We start from the raw sequence: 16,942 nt of genomic DNA, 5'->3' as shown, positions 1-16,942 counted from the left end.
ATCCATGATTATCGACCTCTACGGATTCGGCCCGGCGCTCGCCGCCGGTGCGCTGATGACCGTCAAACTGGCACTTACGGCTCTGTGTCTCGGGCTGGTGCTCGGTCTGCTCGGCGCCCTGGCCAAGACTTCCCCGTACAAGCCGCTGCAATGGCTTGGCGGCACTTATTCGACCCTGGTACGCGGCGTCCCGGAATTGCTCTGGGTATTGCTGATCTACTTCGGTACGGTCAATGCGATGCGCGCGCTCGGGGAGTTCTTCGGCAATCCCGATCTGGAACTCAGCGCCTTCGCCGCCGGCGTCATCGCGCTGGGCCTGTGCTTCGGCGCCTACGCCACGGAAGTGTTTCGTGGTGCGATTCTCGCCATTCCCAAAGGGCACCGTGAGGCTGGTGTGGCCCTGGGCCTGTCGAAATGGCGGATCTTCACCAAGCTGATCATGCCGCAGATGTGGCGCATCGCCCTGCCCGGTCTGGGTAACCTGTTCATGATCCTGATGAAGGACACCGCCCTGGTGTCGGTCATCGGCCTGGAAGAAATCATGCGTCACGCACAGATCGGCGTGACCGTGTCCAAACAGCCGTTCACCTTTTATATGGTCGCCGCCCTCATGTACCTGTGCCTGACGGTGCTGGCGATGACAGGCATGCACTTCCTGGAAAAACGCGCCGCACGCGGCTTCGCGAGGAGCGCTCAATGAACTGGGAAGTCATTATCAAGTGGCTGCCGAAACTGGCGCAGGGCGCGACCCTGACTCTGGAACTGGTGGCCATCGCAGTCATCGCCGGTCTGCTGCTGGCGATCCCGCTGGGCATCGCCCGCTCTTCGAAGCTGTGGTACGTGCGCGCTTTGCCCTACGCCTACATCTTCTTTTTCCGTGGCACGCCGTTGCTGGTTCAACTGTTCCTGGTCTATTACGGCCTGGCGCAGTTCGACGCGGTACGCAGCAGCTCGCTGTGGCCGTACCTGCGTGATCCGTTCTGGTGCGCGACCGCGACCATGACGCTGCACACCGCGGCGTACATCGCCGAGATCCTGCGCGGCGCAATCCAGGCCATTCCGCCGGGTGAAATCGAAGCGGCGCGGGCTCTGGGCATGTCCCGGCCGAAAGCGCTGTTCTACATCATCCTGCCGCGTGCTGCGCGCATCGGCCTGCCGGCCTACAGCAACGAAGTGATTCTGATGCTCAAGGCCAGCGCCCTGGCCAGCACCGTGACGCTGCTGGAACTGACCGGCATGGCGCGCACGATCATTGCCCGTACTTACCTGCCGGTGGAGATCTTCTTCGCTGCCGGCTTGTTCTACCTGGTGATGGCCTACGTGCTGGTTCGCGGTTTCAAACTGCTGGAACGCTGGCTGCGCGTCGATGCGTGCCAGGGACGCTGACTCTTCTTACGTGCTGACGGGCGAGGACTTACTCGCCCGCTTCACCGCACTGGATACATTTCTCACAACGCATCAGGCGCTGTGGAAACCCCGCCCGTTTACTCATCTGCATCTACCCTGGGAAGCATCCTGCCCGGAGCTGGCTTCGTGGCTACGCGGACGATCGCTGGAAGAGGCGGAAAACGCCCACAACAACCCTGCCGAACTTTTGGATGCACCCGAGCCCTTTGCTTCATTGGCAGCGTTGTCGCTTGAACTGAGTGCGGTGGGTGAGTTGCCTGCACACTCACTGGAAGCTGCCGGCCATCGCCTGAATGTCGATGTACCGGGGCGCAAATGGCAGCAGATCGAGGCCTTCGCCAGCCGCTTGTCGTTTGCCGCGCAACCGAAGCACTGGCTGGACTGGTGTTCGGGTAAAGGCCATTTGGGGCGGCGTCTGCTCGGTGCCGATCAGCAGCTCACTTGCCTGGAATATGATCCAGCGCTGGTCGCGAGCGGTCAGGCACTGAGTCAGCGTCATCAGTTGCACGCACTGCATGTCGAGCAGGATGTACTCGCCGCGAACACCGCTTTATTGCTGAACGCCGAACACACACCTGTTGCCCTGCACGCTTGTGGTGATCTGCATGTGCGGCTGATGCAACTGGCCAGCGCCGCAGGTTGCCGACAGTTGGCAATCGCTCCGTGCTGCTATAACCGGATCAATCGAGCGGAGTATCAGGCGTTATCTTCCGCCGGCTCGCACTCTGCCCTACAGCTGTCGCTGGAAGATCTGTCCCTGCCGATGAGCGAAACCGTCACCGCCGGTGCCCGTGTCCGACGTCAGCGCGACACTTCCATGGCCCGCCGGCTGGCTTTCGATTTGCTGCAGCGGCAAGTACGCGGCACCGACGAATACCTGCCGACGCCGTCGCTGCCGAGCGCATGGCTGGACAAACCGTTCGCCGATTACTGCTGCGACCTGGCAGCGTTGAAAGAGTTATCCACAATCGGCTCGCCGGATTGGGTAGCTCTCGAAGCCGCCGGTTGTCAGCGGTTGGCCGAAGTTCGCAACCTGGAATTGCTGCGCGGACTGTTCCGACGCCCGCTGGAGCTTTGGCTGAATCTTGATCGGGCACTTTTCCTCACCGAACAGGGATACGTCGTACGTCTCGGCACCTTCTGCGAAACGCCGCTCACACCGCGTAATTTACTGCTGCTGGCCGAGCGCCCGTAATTTTACAGCCTGTGGATAACTCTGTTGATGGATTTCTCTTGGATCCCATATCCGCGCCTGTTTCAGGCCACTAACAGCCTTGGTCATTTTTTGTTCACATGAATAAAAAACCGATAAAACAGGGATTTGCGCACCAAATGAGAACCCTTTCACAAAATCCCCTCTAAGCCCGCCCTCTTCAAAGCCTGTTGTGCATAAGCCCCCAAGCAAAAGGACATATCCGCCGAATCATGGACGCAGGGAACGGAAAATTGCGCCGGCCAGCCACCCTTGCTATACAGACCTACGCCGTGCAGGTAGCGCAGGCCCGAACAAGAAAAAATCGACCGACAGGAAGCGACCGTGACGTTCATTTCTTACGCACAGAATTTCGAGGACGTTCGCCTTTGGCGCGCCCTGCAGTATTTTGAAAACGGGTTTTATATCGACGTCGGCGCCAATGACCCGATCCACGACTCGGTCACCAAAGCCTTTTATGATCGCGGCTGGCAGGGCATCAATGTCGAACCGATGCAGAACTATTACGACGCGCTCCGCCACCATCGCCCCCGCGACACCACGCTGCAATGCGTGGCCAGCGACCAGCCGGGCCAACTGACCTTCTACGGCATTCCCGACACCGGCCTGTCCACCGCTGACCCGGTCGTTGCGCAACAGCGCAAAAACCTCGGCATGGACGTGCAAAGCCTCACCGTCACCGCACGCACACTGACCTCGATCTGCGAAGAACACGCCGCCGAGCGGCCGATCCACTTCCTGAAAATCGACGTCGAGGGCCACGAAGAAACCGTCCTGCGCGGGATGGACTTCGGCCGCTTCCGCCCCTGGATCATCCTCATCGAAACCCCATGGGAGCGCGACCACACCTGGGAACACCTGGTGACCGACGCCGGCTACACCAACGTCCTGTTCGACGGCCTCAACAGCTTCTTCCTCGCCAACGAACACATCAACCTCAAACCCGCGTTCGACCTGCCACCGTGCAACCTCGACAACTTCCAGCTGTGCAAAGGCCACAACCTCGCCCACCCGGTAAACCCGGCCCTGGAAACCGCCCTGCAACGCGCCGAACACGCCGAAGCCGAACTGCGCGCCATGCAAAACAGCCGCACCTGGCGCGCTGTACAAAAACTGCGCAACGTCCTGCGCCGGGCGTGATTCGCAGAGGACGCAAAAATAGTCTGAATTCAGGGGTTTACAGAAGCACCCGAGTCGCTATAATCGTCGCCCACACGCCGGTATAGCTCAGATGGTAGAGCAACTGACTTGTAATCAGTAGGTCCCGGGTTCGATTCCTGGTGCCGGCACCATACAAAACAAAGCCCCTGCAGAAATGCAGGGGCTTTGTTGTTTCTCGGCATTATGACGGCCTGTGTTTAACCGTTTACCATCTGCTGGCGTAATTCTTCTTCACGTAACGGTTGATGTAACTGTTTAAACCTTGCCCTGCCACAGCCAAACGTATTAGCTCTGCCACAATCACAGCGCCGGGCTTGAGCGAATCATAAAGATAAGTTCTGTAAGCACCCTTTGCGAATTGAATCGTGATTGATCCCCGCCCTAGTTCATAAGCAATCACGCCTGAATCTCCAGCCAGGTTCTTATACTGCGCCATAACGTCCTTCCCCGACCGTACGATCACGAGTAACTGTTTCTAATCAAAATAGACGACTCTCAGCATATCCTCAGGCTTAGGCTCACTGAGTTCCCCTTGAACTCGCGGGAGCTTCGCAAGGCGCTGGTCGATGACGATCCACAAACCGTCGCCCACAAAAAAGCCCTCGCATCACTGAAAGGGCTTTGTGTTATCGCATCAATCAATGCCCAGCGCTCTGCCCGCCGTCCACATGCAGAATCTCACCAGTTACAAAGTTCGCGTTATCGAGATACACGACCGCCTGCGCAATATCGTCGATCTCGCCCATGTGCCCAACCGGATGCAGAGCCCCCAGCGCCGCGTGGGTTTCCGCGCCATGCATCGGCGTTTTGATGATGCCCGGCGATACCGCGTTTACCCGGATTCCGCGTTTGGCGTATTCGATGGCCAGGGATTTGGTGGCGGCGTTGAGGCCGCCCTTGGTCAGCGACGCGAGGACCGAGGGCACGCCGTCGATGGCGTGGTCGACCAGGCTGGTGGTGATATTGACCACGTGGCCCTTGCCTTGTTTTTCCATCTCGGCGATGGCCAGTTGGGTGATGTAGAAGAAGCCGTTGAGGTTGACCGACAGCACCGCCGCGTAGTCGTCCGGGGTGTAGGCGGTGAACGGTTTGGCGACGAAGATGCCGGCGTTGTTGACCAGGGTGTCGATGCGGCCGAAGCGGGCCACGCCTTCGCTGATCACGCGTTGAGCGGTGGCCGGGTCGCCGATGTCGCCGGCGATGGTCAGGATCTGCGGATCGTTCGACGGTTTGATCGAGCGCGAAGTGGCGACGATGTTGTAGCCCAATTCACGGAAGGCCTTGACCATGCCTTCGCCCAGACCTTGGGAGGCGCCAGTGATGACGACGGTTTTTTTCGAATTGCTCATGATGAAATCCTCAATCAATAAGTGGGTGTTGAATCAGGCGCTAGCCAGTTGTTTCAGCATTTGTTCGTAGTACTCGACCGATTGCGAACCGGAGACCAGATGCTTACCGTTCAGGATCAGCGCGGGCACCGAGTTGATCCCGTGCTGTCGGTAAAACGCCTGCAGTTGCCGCACTTCACTGGCGAATTCGTCGCTGGCCAGCACCTTGCGGGCCCTCGCCGCCTCCAGCCCCGCTTCGGTCGCCAGACGGATCAGCGTCGGGTGATCGTTGGGGTTGTCGCCGTCGCGGAAGTAAGCGCGCAGCAGGATCTTTTTCAGCACGACTTGCCGCCCTTCCTGCGCTGCCCACATCAGCAATCGATGGGCATCGAAGGTGTTGTGAAAGTGCGTGCGTTTCTCCAGGTCGAACTCGAAACCGATGGCCTTGCCGCGCTCGATTTGCATCTTTTTGCCGGCGGCAACGTCTTCGGCGGTGCGACCGTATTTGCGCATCAGGTGCTGCACCGCCGGTTCACCTTCGGCGGGCATGTCCGGGTTGAGTTCGAAGGGCTTGTAGGTCAGCTCCACCGAAACCTCGCCGGCCAGATTGCCGATCGCCTGCTCCAGCGCCGTCGCCCCGAGTGCGCACCAGGGGCACACCACGTCGGAAACGAAATCGATGGTCACGGTCGGGGTCATGACTGGCCCCGTTCCGCCAGCTGTCGGCGGTATTCGGTGGTGGTGATGCCGGCGTAGCCCCAGTTATCGGTGTCGACTTCTTCGATCACGATGTGGGTCAGGTCCGGGCGTTTGTTGAGGACGCGCTCCAGGGTTTCAGTGATTTCGGCGATCACCTGAGCTTTCTGCTCGCGGGTAACGCCGTCGCGGGTGATGCGTACGCTGACAAATGGCATGACGACTACTCCAGTGACCTGCCCTCGGGATGATGGTCAGGTGTTGGAGCTCAATGTAGGCGTGTGCCGGGAGGGGAAAAAGTAGGGGTGGGGTACTTCATTTGTGAGGTGGTGTAATGAATTGACAAGCCGAAGTTCAGTGACAGAGAATCCCCTCAAGAGCGCGAAACCGGCTGCCATCAGGTGGCGATAGCCGGCGTTAGGAACCCCGTTGATGACCTGAAAATCAGCGTTCGGGTGCGACCTCTTCTCCCCTGCTTGAGGGAGCACAATATCGAGCGACTTCAACAAAAAAGCCGACAGCGATGTCGGCTTTTTTGTGCGCGCTATTTGAACAGTTCGGAATGAGTACCCAAGTCAACGAAGGTGATCAAATCTGGGCGTGTGTTTTCGTAAATCATCAAAAAGTCACCGCCGATGTGACACTCGCGAAATCCAGTCCAATCACCGTTTAGAGCATGATCCACATACTCCGCAGGCAACTGTTCGCCCAAAAACAACATGACCATCACCTTACGAACTTCATTCATATCTCGACGCCCGGCACGCTCGTAACGATCCCAGGACTTCTTGAACTCGGACGTTTGTGAAGCCTGCTTAGGCCGCTCAGCGCGTTTTTGTCTTTTCTCCGGTTTCGCCATCGGCAGCCCTCAGCATCTCATCTATCGAGTCGAAACGCTGGCGAATATCTCGTGCTTCCATCATCGCGCGGGCGGTCTTCTCTGAAGGGACGCGCACCTCAAAGGGCAAGCCTTGGGTCGCCACGACCTGACGAAGAAACAGACGCATGGCATCACTAATACTGAGCCCGCAAGCGTTCAAAACCTCAGTGGCACGCGCCTTCAAATCCTCATCAATGCGGCAACGCACATCGGTGGTTTTCAGTAGTGCACCCATTTCAATTACCTCATGGTGATTTTGTAGCTACATCGGCGCTACCTCTACATTGTGGTCAGGGGATTCGTTTTGGGTCAATGTGAAGTTGATACACGGGTCTCCACCGTCGTAACTCACTACTATTTCATCCGCTTTGACACCGGTCTGCTATCAGCCCAATCGCCAATTCCCCTGAGATGTATCTGCTCATCGTGCAGGCATAACGTGTGAACCCTGTCAGTCGTTTCTCTTGATGAATCTGCCCAGACGCACCCAAACCGTGCACTTTTTTTGACCCCAATCACCCCCACGTCACCAAAAACCCCGATCCTGTGTCAGCCTCCAGCCATCGGCAGGGACATCGATTCGCTACTAATTGCGCGACAACTATGCTCAGGTACAGGAATATAGCCGGCAAATGGCGCCGTTCAGGCTGCCACGTACACAACAATACCCAGCCCACTTCAGAGGGCATTACCCATGGATAGCAGAACCTTACGCAACCTCATGCGCATCGTGCAGACCGGCTCCTTGTCGGCCGCAGCCGAGCATTCGTGCCTGACTGTGCAGGCCCTGGCCGCGCAGTTGAACAAGGTCGAAGAACAGTTCGGTTTCCGCTTGTTTCGCCGTTCCAACAAGGGGCTGACGCTGACGCCGCAAGGCACAGAGCTGACGCCTTATATGGACAGAGTGCTGATTGCCACGCGGCAGATGGAAGAGAAAGTCGAGGCGCTGAAGGTGCCGGGACAGCGCACGTTGAAAGTGGCGTTGAACACCACGCTGGACCCGGACTTCAACCGACGATTGATCGGGCGCTTGATCGATGTGTTCCCCGACTACCAGATGGAATTCAGCTACGCCGAGTCGATGGAAAATCTCAGCAAGCTGAAGAACGAGGACTTCGACCTGGCGGTGCTGATCGGCCCGCAGCGTCCGGGGTTGCCGAGCATTGTCCTGCCGGAAGTGCAGGTACAGGTGGTCGGCGCTCATTGCGGTCAGGAGAACGATCCGCTGACGTTGCTCGGCAACAAGTTTCAGGTGCGTCCTGCAGAAGATTGCCCGTATTCCCACAGCTTTTTGCGTTTTCTCGACGCCGGGCTGGGCAATTTCGAGAACAGCCGGCGGACGATTTACTCCTGCAGCGAAACGCTGACCCTGTCACTCATCACGCAGATGGACGCGGTCGGCATGGTCTCCCGCGAGGCCGCACAGAAGAACGGCCTGACGATTTTCCCCGGATTCGAGGATTTCCTCGAAGTGCGCCTGGCGGTGAACAACCCGGATCTGTCCGGCCAGGCGTTGAACGACGTGGTCGACCTGCCGTTACATGAACGAGCCGAGCGCAATGTACGCAGCCGTCCCAACCGCCACACTGAGAAAGAGGTTTTTGCTGAAATACGCACATAACAGCGTCGGAATCGCTGCATAGAATTCCGGGCGATCGAGCTGTATGTGCTGTTCCTTGATCAACAAGGGGGTCAGGCTGATCGCAGCGACGATCGCCACCGGCAGGTATTCCAGCGCCCGGGCGACGAAGGGCGGCCAGTGCTCGGTGTTGACCTGCAGCGGCAAGGCCCGTGGCAGGAAGGTCACGGCCATCATCAGCGCGACCACCAGGATCAGGAACGTTTGGTCAGGCATACACCCACTCCACAGCCCACAAACGTGGCGATGAAAACGTTGAACGGCGAGCTGCCCACCAGACTCAGTGCGCCCATGCAGACGACTGCGGCCATAGCGGCGATGAGTTTGTTGCGGGTGTTGCACAGCGAGACCAGCACGTAGAGCATCATTGCGGTCAGCGCGTAGTCGAGCTGGTATTTGATCAGGTGCGAAGCGTATTGCGCACACAGGGCCCCGAGCAATCCGCCGATCACCCACGAGGTGTGGCAGAACAGGTTGAAGCCGATCAGATAACGGATGTTCACCGGCGCCCCGGTGCCCAGCTTGACGCTGTGAAAGGCGAACGACTCATCGGTGAGCCCGCCGGCATAGCACCAGCGCTCCATGCGGCTCAGACCCAGCGCCCGCAGGGCCTTCGCCATGTAGACCGACATCAGCATGTGCCGCGCATTGATCAGAAATGTGGTCAGCACGATGGTGGTCAGCGACGCACCGCTGCTGATCAGCGCCAGCGCCGCGAATTGCGAAGCCCCGGCATACACGAACAGACACATGGCCACCGGCAGCCACAGCGGCAGCCCGGCGTTGACCGCCATCAGCCCGAAGACGAACGACACGGTGAAGTAGCCGGCCACCACCGGGCTGGCTTCGGCAAAGGTGCGCGATGGCTGACGGTCGACCATCAGCGGCGCACTGCCGGATGTTTCATTCATAGATCCCTCTCAAATGTCCGTTCGCCGTGAGGCTCGCAAAAACCCTGGGCCGTCCAGAAACGCTTGCCCGCGAGGTTAGCATCGTCAACGAACAGAAACATCCGCAGCACACCGACCCGTTTCATGTCGGCTGACGCCGCTTCCACCAGCCGCTGCCCCACACCCTGGCTGCGATAGCGCGCGCTGACAGCCAGATGGTTGATCGTGCCGCGACTGCCGAGCATGCCGCCCAGCACCGCACCGACGATCTCGCCTTCGACGTCGAAGGCGAGATAGGCCGTGGTGGTTTTCTGGATCAGCACGCCGCGCAGGCATTTGGCGTCCTGCCATTCACAGAACGACACTTCGTCGAACTGGCGGAAGAAACGCTCCATGCGCTGCGCGTCCTTGGCCGTCGCACGCCGCAGCACCACCGGCGTCGAGCACTCGACGCCGTCGATTGGGGTGATCTGATTAGCGAACAATGTCGAAAGCGGTCCCGGGCCGCGAGAAGGAAATCGCCAGAATCTGCCGGTACGCCATGGCATGGGAGTGGGTGTTGCGCGCCGGCGTGACGTAGTGGCGCATGTCGCGGTCGAGGAAGTAAGTGGTGTCGAGAATTTCCTGGTAGGTGGTCGACGCCAGTTGCTGCTCGTGAATGTCGTACAGGCGGCTTTCGGCCCCCTCGACATTGTTGCGACCCCAGAAGTGCACACCGCTGAACGGGTAACCGTCGCAGTGGATGCCTTCCGGCGTGATTTCCAGTTGTTTGCCGGGTTTGATCTCGATGCGGATCTGATGGATCTGGCATTGCCAGATTTCATTGTGCAACTCTTCCGGCAACACGCTTTTGTACACTTCGAAATCGGTGTCGATCAGGCTGCGCATCACCGGCGAAGTAATCACTTCGTCGGAGAAGTCCTGGAAGTGCCGCACAACGCCGCCCACGTAGGCGTTGTTCTCCTTGGACTGCACGTACGCGCGGTGTTCCAGCTGCTTCAGCTCGCGCGTCTTGGGGTTGTATTCAAAGTCGCTGTAACGACGGTAACGCATGCCGGCTTCGGCCTGACCGTAGTAACTGTCAGGCTCCATGTTTTCCCAACTTTTGGTCAGTCTGACAAAGTCGGCGAAATGACCGTAGAGATTGAAGTCAGCACCCTGCACATTGGCGTATTTGTCGCGCCGTAGCGATTCGCCCACTTCTCTGGTTAAAACGATCATTACCCAATTCTCCGCTGCATTGAACGGCCTAATCTATTAGGTGGAGAATTTGCGTCCATGAGAAAGAATTTCAGGCATTTAAAGCGCTGTTTGAAACGCGATTTGAAACGCCTTGAAAGTGCATTTCAAATGACAAAAACACGGGTTTTTATGCTGTTTTCGCAAAAAACGTCAAAAAAAACCCCGAACCAGTCGGGGTTTTTCTGACGCGCTTCGCGGCTTCAATCGATCATCAGAAGATGTTGATCGGGTAATCCACGAACACACGCAACTCGTTGCCGCTGACGTTGTATTCGCTGGATTTCTGCGAAACACGCAGGATCGAGCTACGCACTTTCACGCTCAGGTCCTTGGCCGGGCCACTCTGCACGACGTACTTGAACTGGTTGAAGATTTCGCGCTCGGTGCCGCCTTCGCTGGTGGATGTGGTGATGTTGTCGCCACGCACGTAAGCGAAGTTGTAGCTCAGACCCGGAACACCGAATGCGCCGAAGTCCAGGCCGTAGCCCAGTTGCCAGCTGCGCTCGTCTTCAGCGTTGAAGTCCGACCAGTAGGAGTTGGCCAGGTAGATGGTGTTGCCACCGTCACCCACGCGACCTTGGCCTTTCTGGTAGCCGCCATAGGCGTAACCCAGGTTGCTGTCGCCGGTGGAGCGCTGGTGCGCCACGGTGAACGAGTGCGGGCCGGTGGCGAAAGTGGCTGCCAGGCTCCAGATCTTGTTGTCGTCGCCGGTTACGCCGTTTTCGCGGACATAGGAGTTGTCCAGCTTGGTGCGGTAACCATTGAAGTCCAGGGTCAGGGACTGATCCTTGTCGATCGGGAACACGTAGTTGGCGTTCACGTATTGCTTCTTCAGCACGTCTTCGACGTCGGAAGCGTACAGCGCAGCCTTGAACTGTTCGGTGAACTGGTAGCTGCCGCCCAACACGTTGATCGACTTCAGACCACCGCTGTCACGGCCTTCAGCGCTTTTCCGCGATTCGGCGGTGAAACGACCGGCATCCAGTTGCAGACCTTTGATCTCTTTGGAGGTGATCAAGGTACCGGTGTAGCTTTCCGGCAGCAGGCGCACGTTGTCGTAACTCAGCACCGGCAGGGCCGGCATCTGGTCGCCGTAGGTCAGTACGGTGTTGGAGATACGGAATTTGACGGCTGCACCGCCCTTCGACAGGTCGTCGGCAGCGTTACCGCTGTCACCGCGCTTGAAGAAGTCGATACCGCCCGCACCGCTGCGGCCCTTGCCGCCATCCAGGCGCAGTGCGTACAGACCGAAGGCATCCACACCGACACCGACGGTGCCCTGGGTGAAACCGGACGAGAACGTACCGATGGCCGCTTGGCCCCATTCCGCTTTGTCCTGGTTGCCGTCTTTGTAGTCACGATTGATGTAGGCATTGCGCAGCAGCACTTTGAGGCTGCTGTCTTCAACAAAACCCTTGGACTCGGCCTGGTCGTTAGCCATGGCCGAAGTGGCACTCAACATCCCCAGTGCGATCAAACTGATTCGCTTGTTCAACATCTTGTTTTCCTTATTGCGGGTTGAAACGCGCTGTGTCGAACGGCTGAAACGGCGCTTATTGCACTCTTTTATTCACCCCGAAACAAAAAGACCCGCTCAAGACAATGTCATGGCGGGCCTGCTCCTGATTTTGAGTCATGGCGGTTAGCCACAGGCGTTGGGCCGAATCGTAGCCGCGCCCTGAACAATGTGTCAATTTCAAGAATCGTCTTTAAATAGGCAAAAATCGTCTAATAAAAGTAAATTTTACGATGGCTGCGTGCTGGGAATTGCCAGTAATCAGGTTTTTTGATGTCCGCTCACGCACAACCATCGAGGCCACAGACCGGCAAGGCTTGCACCACGGGTGCCGACGGAACGGACTCGCTCAACCACTGTGCAAAGGCCTGCGGTTTGCCGAGCCACGGGCCGATATCGATCAGAGTGAACTGACCGTCCTGTTCCAGTGCAAAGGTTGGAAAGCCTTGACCACCGAGTTTCGCCAACAATGCGCGGCTGTTCTTTATGTGTTGATCGGTATCAGTGGCCTTGAGGTTTTTGAGGAAAGTGTCCGCCTCGTAGCCCATCTCTACCGCGCACTCCACGAGCACGACCTCATCGGCAATCCGCCGGCCTTCTACATAGTGTGCGGTTTGCAAACGACCCAGCAGTTCCAGGCCACGCCCATCGAGGCGTTCTGCTGCCATGACAGCGGCAATCGGTGGCGTGGAATCAAATACCGCCGTGTGATCACGCAACAGACCTTCGAAATAGGCTTCGCCAAACGGCTGTCCGGTGTATTCGGCAATGCGTCGGTCGTGAGGTATCACGTAATTGCGCAGTTGCGGTGAAACGCTCTGACGGTTGGCACCGGTCATCATGCCGCCAGCATGGGCGATCACCGGCAGAACTTGCTGTGCGGCCTGTACCAGCGGCTTGGCGCCGTAGCACCAGCCACACAGCGGGTCGTAGATGTAATGAAGAGTCATCGAAAAGCTCCGGCTGGAAGATGGGAAAAATGATGCCGGCACATTAGTCCATGGGTCGTTGCGGAAAAACGCCGGAATGGCTTTCAGTCTGTTTCGGCAATCGGTCAAATGCGCTCATTGTCCGCTCCGACACAAACATGAAATAAATTGACACAATCAAACCAAGGAACCTTTCAGGAATAATTAACGGAAGCAAATGCAAAGCATTACCATCCGCGCGTTTGAATTCTTTCACCCTTTCGGATGCGCTTTTCAATGCCTGCCCCGTTCCGTCTTACGCCCGTCACGCTTGGGCTTTCTGCCGTTTTGTCCTCCGGTTTCGCTTACTCCGCGACCGAACTTCCCGCCACTTCGATCAGCGCTGAAGCGCAGGCCGACGACCCGCGCGTAAAGGTCAGCAACACCGCAACCCGTACGTCCACCCCCGTGCGCTACGTGCCGCAGGCGATCGATTCGATCAAGACTGCCAACGTCGCGGATTACGGCATCAATGACATCGAAGACGCCCTGAGCGGGATTCCCAACGTCAGCGGCGCAGGCGATACGCGCTTCGACAGCCTGCGCATCCGGGGTTTCGACGCCAGCAACGACTTCTATCTGGACGGCATCCGCGACGACAGCCAGTACAAGCGCGATCTGCACAACATCGAACGCGTCGAAGTGCTCAAGGGGCCGGCCGCCGTGCTGTACGGCCGTGGCAGCCAGGGCGGGATCGTCAACCGTGTGAGCAAGGCGCCCGAATCCGGCCGCCGCTCGACCATCGAGGCCCAGGGCGGCAGCGAAGATCTGCGCAGCCTGTACGCCGACCTCAGCGCCGACCCGAGCGAGAACATCAGCCTGCGCCTGAACATGGGCAACATGGACGAGAACAGCTTCCGCGACGGTGTCAGCGGCAACCGCAAACTGTTTGCGCCGTCGATGAGCTGGCAGCTTACGCCTGACCTGAACTGGCTGGTGCAGTACGAATACAGCCGCTACAACCGTACGCCGGATCGCGGCATTCCCGGCGTCGGTGGACGTCCGGCGGATGTTGGCCGAGACACGACCTACGGCAACGATCACGACTTCATCGATGACAAGGCACAGTCCCTGCGCTCGAAGCTGAGCTATGAAATCAACGACAACTGGCAACTGCGCCACACCCTCGGTGTGTTCAAGCTCGACAGCGATTTCGACAACACCTACCTCACCGGTTTCGATGCGAAGACCAACAAGGTCACCCGCCAGCACTGGCAACAGGACCTGACCACCCGCAACGTATTCAACAACGTCGAACTGGAAGGTGGATTCGACACCTTCGGCCTCGAACACCGCTTGCTGACCGGCCTCGAAACCGGCAGCCAGCGCCGCGACCCGACGCTGTACAACGCGGCAACCTCCGGACGCGGCAGCTCCGCAGTGCCATCGCTGGACCTGTACAACCCGGATCGCAATCTGCGCCACAACGGCCGTATGCAGGTGTCGAGCAGCAGCCATACAGAAGTCGAAAGTCGCGCGATCTACGTTCAGGACCAACTGCGCCTGAACGATCAATGGCAACTGCTGGCAGGCCTGCGCTATGACACCTTCGATATCGAGTCGACCAACAAACTGCGCAACATCTCCGAGGACCGTGACAGCCACAGCACCAGCCCGCGTTTCGGTGTGGTCTGGACGCCGCTGCAGAACCACTCGTTCTACGCCTCGTGGACCAAGACCTTCTCGCCGGTGGGCGGCGGTCTGATCGGTATCACTCCAGGCGCAGCCGGCAATACCAACGACCTGAGCCCGGAACTGACCAAGCAGAAAGAGATTGGAGTGAAGAGTGACTGGCTCGACGATCGCCTGAGCACCACCCTCGCCATCTACGAGCTGGAACTCTACAACCGTCGCACCACCGATCCGAACGACCCGACCCTGACTGTACTCAGCGGTCTGCAGCGTTCGCGGGGGATCGAGTTGACCGGTACCGGCAAGATCGTCGGCAACTGGTACGTGCGCGGCGGCTTCGGCGTGCAGGACGCGACCATCGAGAAGGACAACAACGGCCTGGAAGGCAAACGCGTCAACAATGTCGCCAAGCACAACGGCAGCCTGTTCCTGACCTGGAAACCGGAGATGGGCTGGTACGGCGAAACCGGCCTGACCCTGGTCGGCCAGCGTTACGCCGACAACGCCAACACCACCGTGCTGCCGGGCTATGGGCGCTGGGACGCTCTGGTCGGTTACCGCCACAAGGACTGGGACCTGCGCGCAGCGCTGAACAACATCACCGACCGCGAGTATTACGCGTCGGCCACCAGCGCCTTCCAGATCCAGCCAGGCGCGCCGCGCAGCCTGGTCATGACCGGTACCTACAGCTTCTGATTCACGCCCATAAAAAAAGCGCTGCCATCCCGGCAGCGCTTTTTACAATCCTTGTCTGTTCTTCTTATCCTTCCATCACATCCCACAATGCGTCCAGTTCGGCCTCGCTGAACAGGCCAGCGGGGTAACGCTCGATCATCATCCGGCGCGGATCAGGTTCCCTGATCTGACGCGTTCCATTGGACTTCAACCAGTGCGCGACAATCTGGAGCGACTCACTATTTACAGCCATGGGATGCATCGTCCGCTCGCTGATTACGTTCACTTCGGCGTTCATTTCCGCGCTCTCTCCCCGTTCGTGAGCGGCTACGTTATCCAAGGTTTATGACAGAACTGTTGAAGTTCTCCCCCCTCCCTAGTGCGTCATAAGCGATACAAGAGCTATGCCAATGTGTTGAAACTGCCGACAGGCGGATATAAAGAAACCCGCAGTCCTGACGGGCTGCGGGTTTCTCTTCAAGCGTAGGCAACAAATGACTGCCCGGTCGATTTTCCAATCAACTCAAGCTGTTACATCTGCACTCACTCTTTGTGCGGAGCGGGTTGCTGTTGGGTAAGGCAGTGAATATTGCCGCCCCCCAGTAACAGTTCGCGACCCGGCACCATCACCACTTCGTGTTGCGGGAACAGGTTCTGCAGAATCTCACGGGCCGGAGCATCCATTGGATCGTCGAAACTCGGCGCGATGATGCCGCCGTTGACGATCAGGAAGTTCACGTAGGAACCGGCCAGACGCACGCTCGGGTTGCGCTCCTGAGTGCCATCCACCGGGTCCACGCCTGCGCATTCCTCTTCGGTGGCAAACAGCGGCCCCGGAATCGGCATCTTGTGCACCGTGAACGGGCGCCCCTTGGCGTCGGTGCTGCTTTCCAGCACTTTCATCGCAGCCTGGCAGCGCGGGTAGTTCGGATCCTGCGGATCGTCGGTCCACGCCAGCAGCACTTCGCCCGGACGCACGTAGCAGCAGAAGTTATCCACATGGCCGTCGGTTTCGTCGTTGAACAGGCCATCCGGCAGCCAGATGATCTTGTCCACGGACAGGTTGTCGCGCAGCACCGCTTCGATTTCTTCACGACCCAGGTGCGGGTTGCGATTGCGGTTGAGCAGGCATTCTTCGGTGGTGATCAGGGTGCCTTCACCGTCGACATGAATCGAGCCGCCTTCGAGCACAAAGCCTTCGGTGCGATAGCGCGGGCTGCGCTCGATCTCGAGGATCTTGCCACCGACCTGGGAATCGCGGTTCCACGGCGAATACAGGCCTCCGTCAAAACCGCCCCAGGCGTTGAAGTCCCAGTTCACACCGCGCACTTCGCCGCTGTTGTTGATCACGAAGGTCGGGCCGCTGTCGCGGACCCAGGCGTCATCGCTGGACATCTCGACCACGCGGATATTCGGCACATCAAGGCGCGCGCGAGCATTTTCGTACTGGCCGGCGGACACCGCCACGGTCACCGGTTCGAAACGCGCGATGGCCTTGGCCACGGCAGCATGAGCAACCTGCGCCGGCTTGCCGCCCAGACGCCAGTTGTCCGGACGCTCGGGCCAGATCATCCAGGTCTGGGTTTGCGGCGCCCACTCGGCCGGCATGTAGAAGCCATCGGCGCGTGGGGTACTTTTCAAGGTGGTCATGTCGATCAGGACTCCAGGGAACGGTCGAGGTTGTTCAACGCGCCG

At 58.6% G+C, this 16,942-nt stretch carries 20 protein-coding genes and 1 tRNA gene; 7 read left to right on the top strand and 14 right to left on the bottom strand.

The window, feature by feature from the left end:
* The first annotated feature begins 4 nt into the window (after positions 1-4).
* The 5 genes from C6Y56_RS01525 to C6Y56_RS01505 all read left to right on the top strand — a co-directional run bounded on the left by C6Y56_RS01525 (position 5) and on the right by C6Y56_RS01505 (position 3,912).
* Positions 5-700, top strand: coding sequence for an ABC transporter permease (locus C6Y56_RS01525; RefSeq protein WP_169428438.1), 696 nt, complete (start codon positions 5-7; stop codon positions 698-700).
* A complete protein-coding gene (locus C6Y56_RS01520) occupies positions 697-1,386 on the top strand; it encodes an ABC transporter permease (RefSeq protein WP_169428437.1) in 690 nt (229 codons plus the stop codon). Before C6Y56_RS01525 ends, C6Y56_RS01520 begins: the two co-directional genes overlap by 4 nt.
* A complete protein-coding gene (locus C6Y56_RS01515; protein WP_169428436.1) occupies positions 1,367-2,602 on the top strand; it encodes a methyltransferase in 1,236 nt (411 codons plus the stop codon). Before C6Y56_RS01520 ends, C6Y56_RS01515 begins: the two co-directional genes overlap by 20 nt.
* Positions 2,603-2,944: 342 nt before the next feature.
* Positions 2,945-3,760: an FkbM family methyltransferase gene (locus C6Y56_RS01510; RefSeq protein ID WP_169428435.1), complete on the top strand. Its 816-nt coding sequence runs from the start codon at positions 2,945-2,947 to the stop codon at positions 3,758-3,760.
* Positions 3,761-3,836: 76 nt separating this feature from the next.
* Positions 3,837-3,912, top strand: a tRNA-Thr gene (locus C6Y56_RS01505).
* Between the two features lie 74 nt (positions 3,913-3,986).
* Here the strand turns inward: C6Y56_RS01505 and C6Y56_RS01500 are convergent.
* The 6 genes from C6Y56_RS01500 to C6Y56_RS01475 form a co-directional block, all read right to left on the bottom strand.
* Positions 3,987-4,217, bottom strand: a complete 231-nt coding sequence (locus tag C6Y56_RS01500; RefSeq protein ID WP_169428434.1) for a hypothetical protein — start codon at positions 4,215-4,217, stop codon at positions 3,987-3,989.
* Positions 4,218-4,419: 202 nt separating this feature from the next.
* The gene (locus C6Y56_RS01495; RefSeq protein ID WP_169428433.1) at positions 4,420-5,130 is read right to left on the bottom strand and encodes an SDR family NAD(P)-dependent oxidoreductase; all 711 of its coding nucleotides are present in this window, start codon (positions 5,128-5,130) and stop codon (positions 4,420-4,422) included.
* Between the two features lie 33 nt (positions 5,131-5,163).
* Positions 5,164-5,808 (bottom strand): DsbA family oxidoreductase, encoded by a 645-nt coding sequence (locus C6Y56_RS01490; protein ID WP_169428432.1) that lies wholly within the window; start codon positions 5,806-5,808, stop codon positions 5,164-5,166.
* Complete coding sequence (locus tag C6Y56_RS01485; RefSeq protein ID WP_007952610.1) at positions 5,805-6,023, bottom strand: tautomerase family protein; 219 nt, start codon at positions 6,021-6,023, stop codon at positions 5,805-5,807. Before C6Y56_RS01485 ends, C6Y56_RS01490 begins: the two co-directional genes overlap by 4 nt.
* A gap of 326 nt (positions 6,024-6,349) precedes the next feature.
* Positions 6,350-6,664 (bottom strand): type II toxin-antitoxin system YafQ family toxin, encoded by a 315-nt coding sequence (locus C6Y56_RS01480; RefSeq protein WP_169428431.1) that lies wholly within the window; start codon positions 6,662-6,664, stop codon positions 6,350-6,352.
* Positions 6,630-6,920: a type II toxin-antitoxin system RelB/DinJ family antitoxin gene (locus C6Y56_RS01475; RefSeq protein WP_085712741.1), complete on the bottom strand. Its 291-nt coding sequence runs from the start codon at positions 6,918-6,920 to the stop codon at positions 6,630-6,632. The genes C6Y56_RS01480 and C6Y56_RS01475 overlap by 35 nt, the downstream gene beginning before the upstream one ends.
* 459 nt (positions 6,921-7,379) lie before the next feature.
* On the opposite strand from C6Y56_RS01475, the gene C6Y56_RS01470 reads away from it, so the two are divergent.
* A complete protein-coding gene (locus C6Y56_RS01470) occupies positions 7,380-8,306 on the top strand; it encodes a LysR family transcriptional regulator (RefSeq protein WP_169428430.1) in 927 nt (308 codons plus the stop codon).
* On the opposite strand, the gene C6Y56_RS01465 is transcribed toward C6Y56_RS01470, so the two are convergent.
* The 6 genes from C6Y56_RS01465 to C6Y56_RS01440 form a co-directional block, all read right to left on the bottom strand.
* Complete coding sequence (locus tag C6Y56_RS01465; protein WP_169428429.1) at positions 8,223-8,540, bottom strand: AzlD domain-containing protein; 318 nt, start codon at positions 8,538-8,540, stop codon at positions 8,223-8,225. The two genes, C6Y56_RS01470 and C6Y56_RS01465, sit on opposite strands and share 84 nt — an antisense overlap.
* Positions 8,519-9,235 (bottom strand): AzlC family ABC transporter permease, encoded by a 717-nt coding sequence (locus C6Y56_RS01460; protein ID WP_085702720.1) that lies wholly within the window; start codon positions 9,233-9,235, stop codon positions 8,519-8,521. Before C6Y56_RS01460 ends, C6Y56_RS01465 begins: the two co-directional genes overlap by 22 nt.
* Positions 9,232-9,609: a GNAT family N-acetyltransferase gene (locus tag C6Y56_RS01455; RefSeq protein WP_096821986.1), complete on the bottom strand. Its 378-nt coding sequence runs from the start codon at positions 9,607-9,609 to the stop codon at positions 9,232-9,234. Before C6Y56_RS01455 ends, C6Y56_RS01460 begins: the two co-directional genes overlap by 4 nt.
* 79 nt (positions 9,610-9,688) lie before the next feature.
* On the bottom strand, positions 9,689-10,435 hold the full coding sequence (locus C6Y56_RS01450) for a 2OG-Fe dioxygenase family protein (protein WP_169428428.1): 747 nt from the start codon (positions 10,433-10,435) through the stop codon (positions 9,689-9,691).
* A gap of 232 nt (positions 10,436-10,667) precedes the next feature.
* The gene (locus C6Y56_RS01445) at positions 10,668-11,954 is read right to left on the bottom strand and encodes an OprD family porin (RefSeq protein ID WP_169428427.1); all 1,287 of its coding nucleotides are present in this window, start codon (positions 11,952-11,954) and stop codon (positions 10,668-10,670) included.
* A 299-nt stretch (positions 11,955-12,253) separates the two neighbouring features.
* Positions 12,254-12,922: a DsbA family protein gene (locus tag C6Y56_RS01440; RefSeq protein WP_169428426.1), complete on the bottom strand. Its 669-nt coding sequence runs from the start codon at positions 12,920-12,922 to the stop codon at positions 12,254-12,256.
* A gap of 255 nt (positions 12,923-13,177) precedes the next feature.
* On the opposite strand from C6Y56_RS01440, the gene C6Y56_RS01435 reads away from it, so the two are divergent.
* On the top strand, positions 13,178-15,268 hold the full coding sequence (locus C6Y56_RS01435; RefSeq protein WP_169428425.1) for a TonB-dependent receptor: 2,091 nt from the start codon (positions 13,178-13,180) through the stop codon (positions 15,266-15,268).
* Positions 15,269-15,332: 64 nt separating this feature from the next.
* Here C6Y56_RS01435 and C6Y56_RS01430 read toward each other — a convergent pair whose 3' ends face one another.
* Both C6Y56_RS01430 and aguA read right to left on the bottom strand, forming a co-directional pair.
* Positions 15,333-15,545 (bottom strand): hypothetical protein, encoded by a 213-nt coding sequence (locus tag C6Y56_RS01430; RefSeq protein WP_169428424.1) that lies wholly within the window; start codon positions 15,543-15,545, stop codon positions 15,333-15,335.
* A 245-nt stretch (positions 15,546-15,790) separates the two neighbouring features.
* Complete coding sequence (aguA, locus tag C6Y56_RS01425; RefSeq protein ID WP_169428423.1) at positions 15,791-16,897, bottom strand: agmatine deiminase; 1,107 nt, start codon at positions 16,895-16,897, stop codon at positions 15,791-15,793.
* Positions 16,898-16,942 lie beyond the last annotated feature (45 nt).

It is taken from the genome of Pseudomonas fluorescens, from assembly GCF_012974785.1.
Lineage (GTDB): Bacteria > Pseudomonadota > Gammaproteobacteria > Pseudomonadales > Pseudomonadaceae > Aquipseudomonas > Aquipseudomonas fluorescens_BT.
The sequence above is the reverse complement of the archived record's forward strand: the minus strand, read 5'-3'. Positions and strand labels throughout refer to the sequence as shown.

Coding starts and splice junctions, on each gene's coding strand:
- C6Y56_RS01525 (WP_169428438.1), top strand. CDS start 5: ATGATTATCGACCTCTACGGATTCGGCCCGGCGCTCGCCGCCGGTGCG.
- C6Y56_RS01520 (WP_169428437.1), top strand. CDS start 697: ATGAACTGGGAAGTCATTATCAAGTGGCTGCCGAAACTGGCGCAGGGC.
- C6Y56_RS01515 (WP_169428436.1), top strand. CDS start 1,367: ATGCGTGCCAGGGACGCTGACTCTTCTTACGTGCTGACGGGCGAGGAC.
- C6Y56_RS01500 (WP_169428434.1), bottom strand. CDS start 4,217: ATGGCGCAGTATAAGAACCTGGCTGGAGATTCAGGCGTGATTGCTTAT.
- C6Y56_RS01495 (WP_169428433.1), bottom strand. CDS start 5,130: ATGAGCAATTCGAAAAAAACCGTCGTCATCACTGGCGCCTCCCAAGGT.
- C6Y56_RS01490 (WP_169428432.1), bottom strand. CDS start 5,808: ATGACCCCGACCGTGACCATCGATTTCGTTTCCGACGTGGTGTGCCCC.
- C6Y56_RS01485 (WP_007952610.1), bottom strand. CDS start 6,023: ATGCCATTTGTCAGCGTACGCATCACCCGCGACGGCGTTACCCGCGAG.
- C6Y56_RS01480 (WP_169428431.1), bottom strand. CDS start 6,664: ATGGCGAAACCGGAGAAAAGACAAAAACGCGCTGAGCGGCCTAAGCAG.
- C6Y56_RS01475 (WP_085712741.1), bottom strand. CDS start 6,920: ATGGGTGCACTACTGAAAACCACCGATGTGCGTTGCCGCATTGATGAG.
- C6Y56_RS01470 (WP_169428430.1), top strand. CDS start 7,380: ATGGATAGCAGAACCTTACGCAACCTCATGCGCATCGTGCAGACCGGC.
- C6Y56_RS01465 (WP_169428429.1), bottom strand. CDS start 8,540: ATGCCTGACCAAACGTTCCTGATCCTGGTGGTCGCGCTGATGATGGCC.
- C6Y56_RS01460 (WP_085702720.1), bottom strand. CDS start 9,235: ATGAATGAAACATCCGGCAGTGCGCCGCTGATGGTCGACCGTCAGCCA.
- C6Y56_RS01455 (WP_096821986.1), bottom strand. CDS start 9,609: ATGGAGCGTTTCTTCCGCCAGTTCGACGAAGTGTCGTTCTGTGAATGG.
- C6Y56_RS01450 (WP_169428428.1), bottom strand. CDS start 10,435: ATGATCGTTTTAACCAGAGAAGTGGGCGAATCGCTACGGCGCGACAAA.
- C6Y56_RS01445 (WP_169428427.1), bottom strand. CDS start 11,954: ATGTTGAACAAGCGAATCAGTTTGATCGCACTGGGGATGTTGAGTGCC.
- C6Y56_RS01440 (WP_169428426.1), bottom strand. CDS start 12,922: ATGACTCTTCATTACATCTACGACCCGCTGTGTGGCTGGTGCTACGGC.
- C6Y56_RS01435 (WP_169428425.1), top strand. CDS start 13,178: ATGCCTGCCCCGTTCCGTCTTACGCCCGTCACGCTTGGGCTTTCTGCC.
- C6Y56_RS01430 (WP_169428424.1), bottom strand. CDS start 15,545: ATGAACGCCGAAGTGAACGTAATCAGCGAGCGGACGATGCATCCCATG.
- aguA (WP_169428423.1), bottom strand. CDS start 16,897: ATGACCACCTTGAAAAGTACCCCACGCGCCGATGGCTTCTACATGCCG.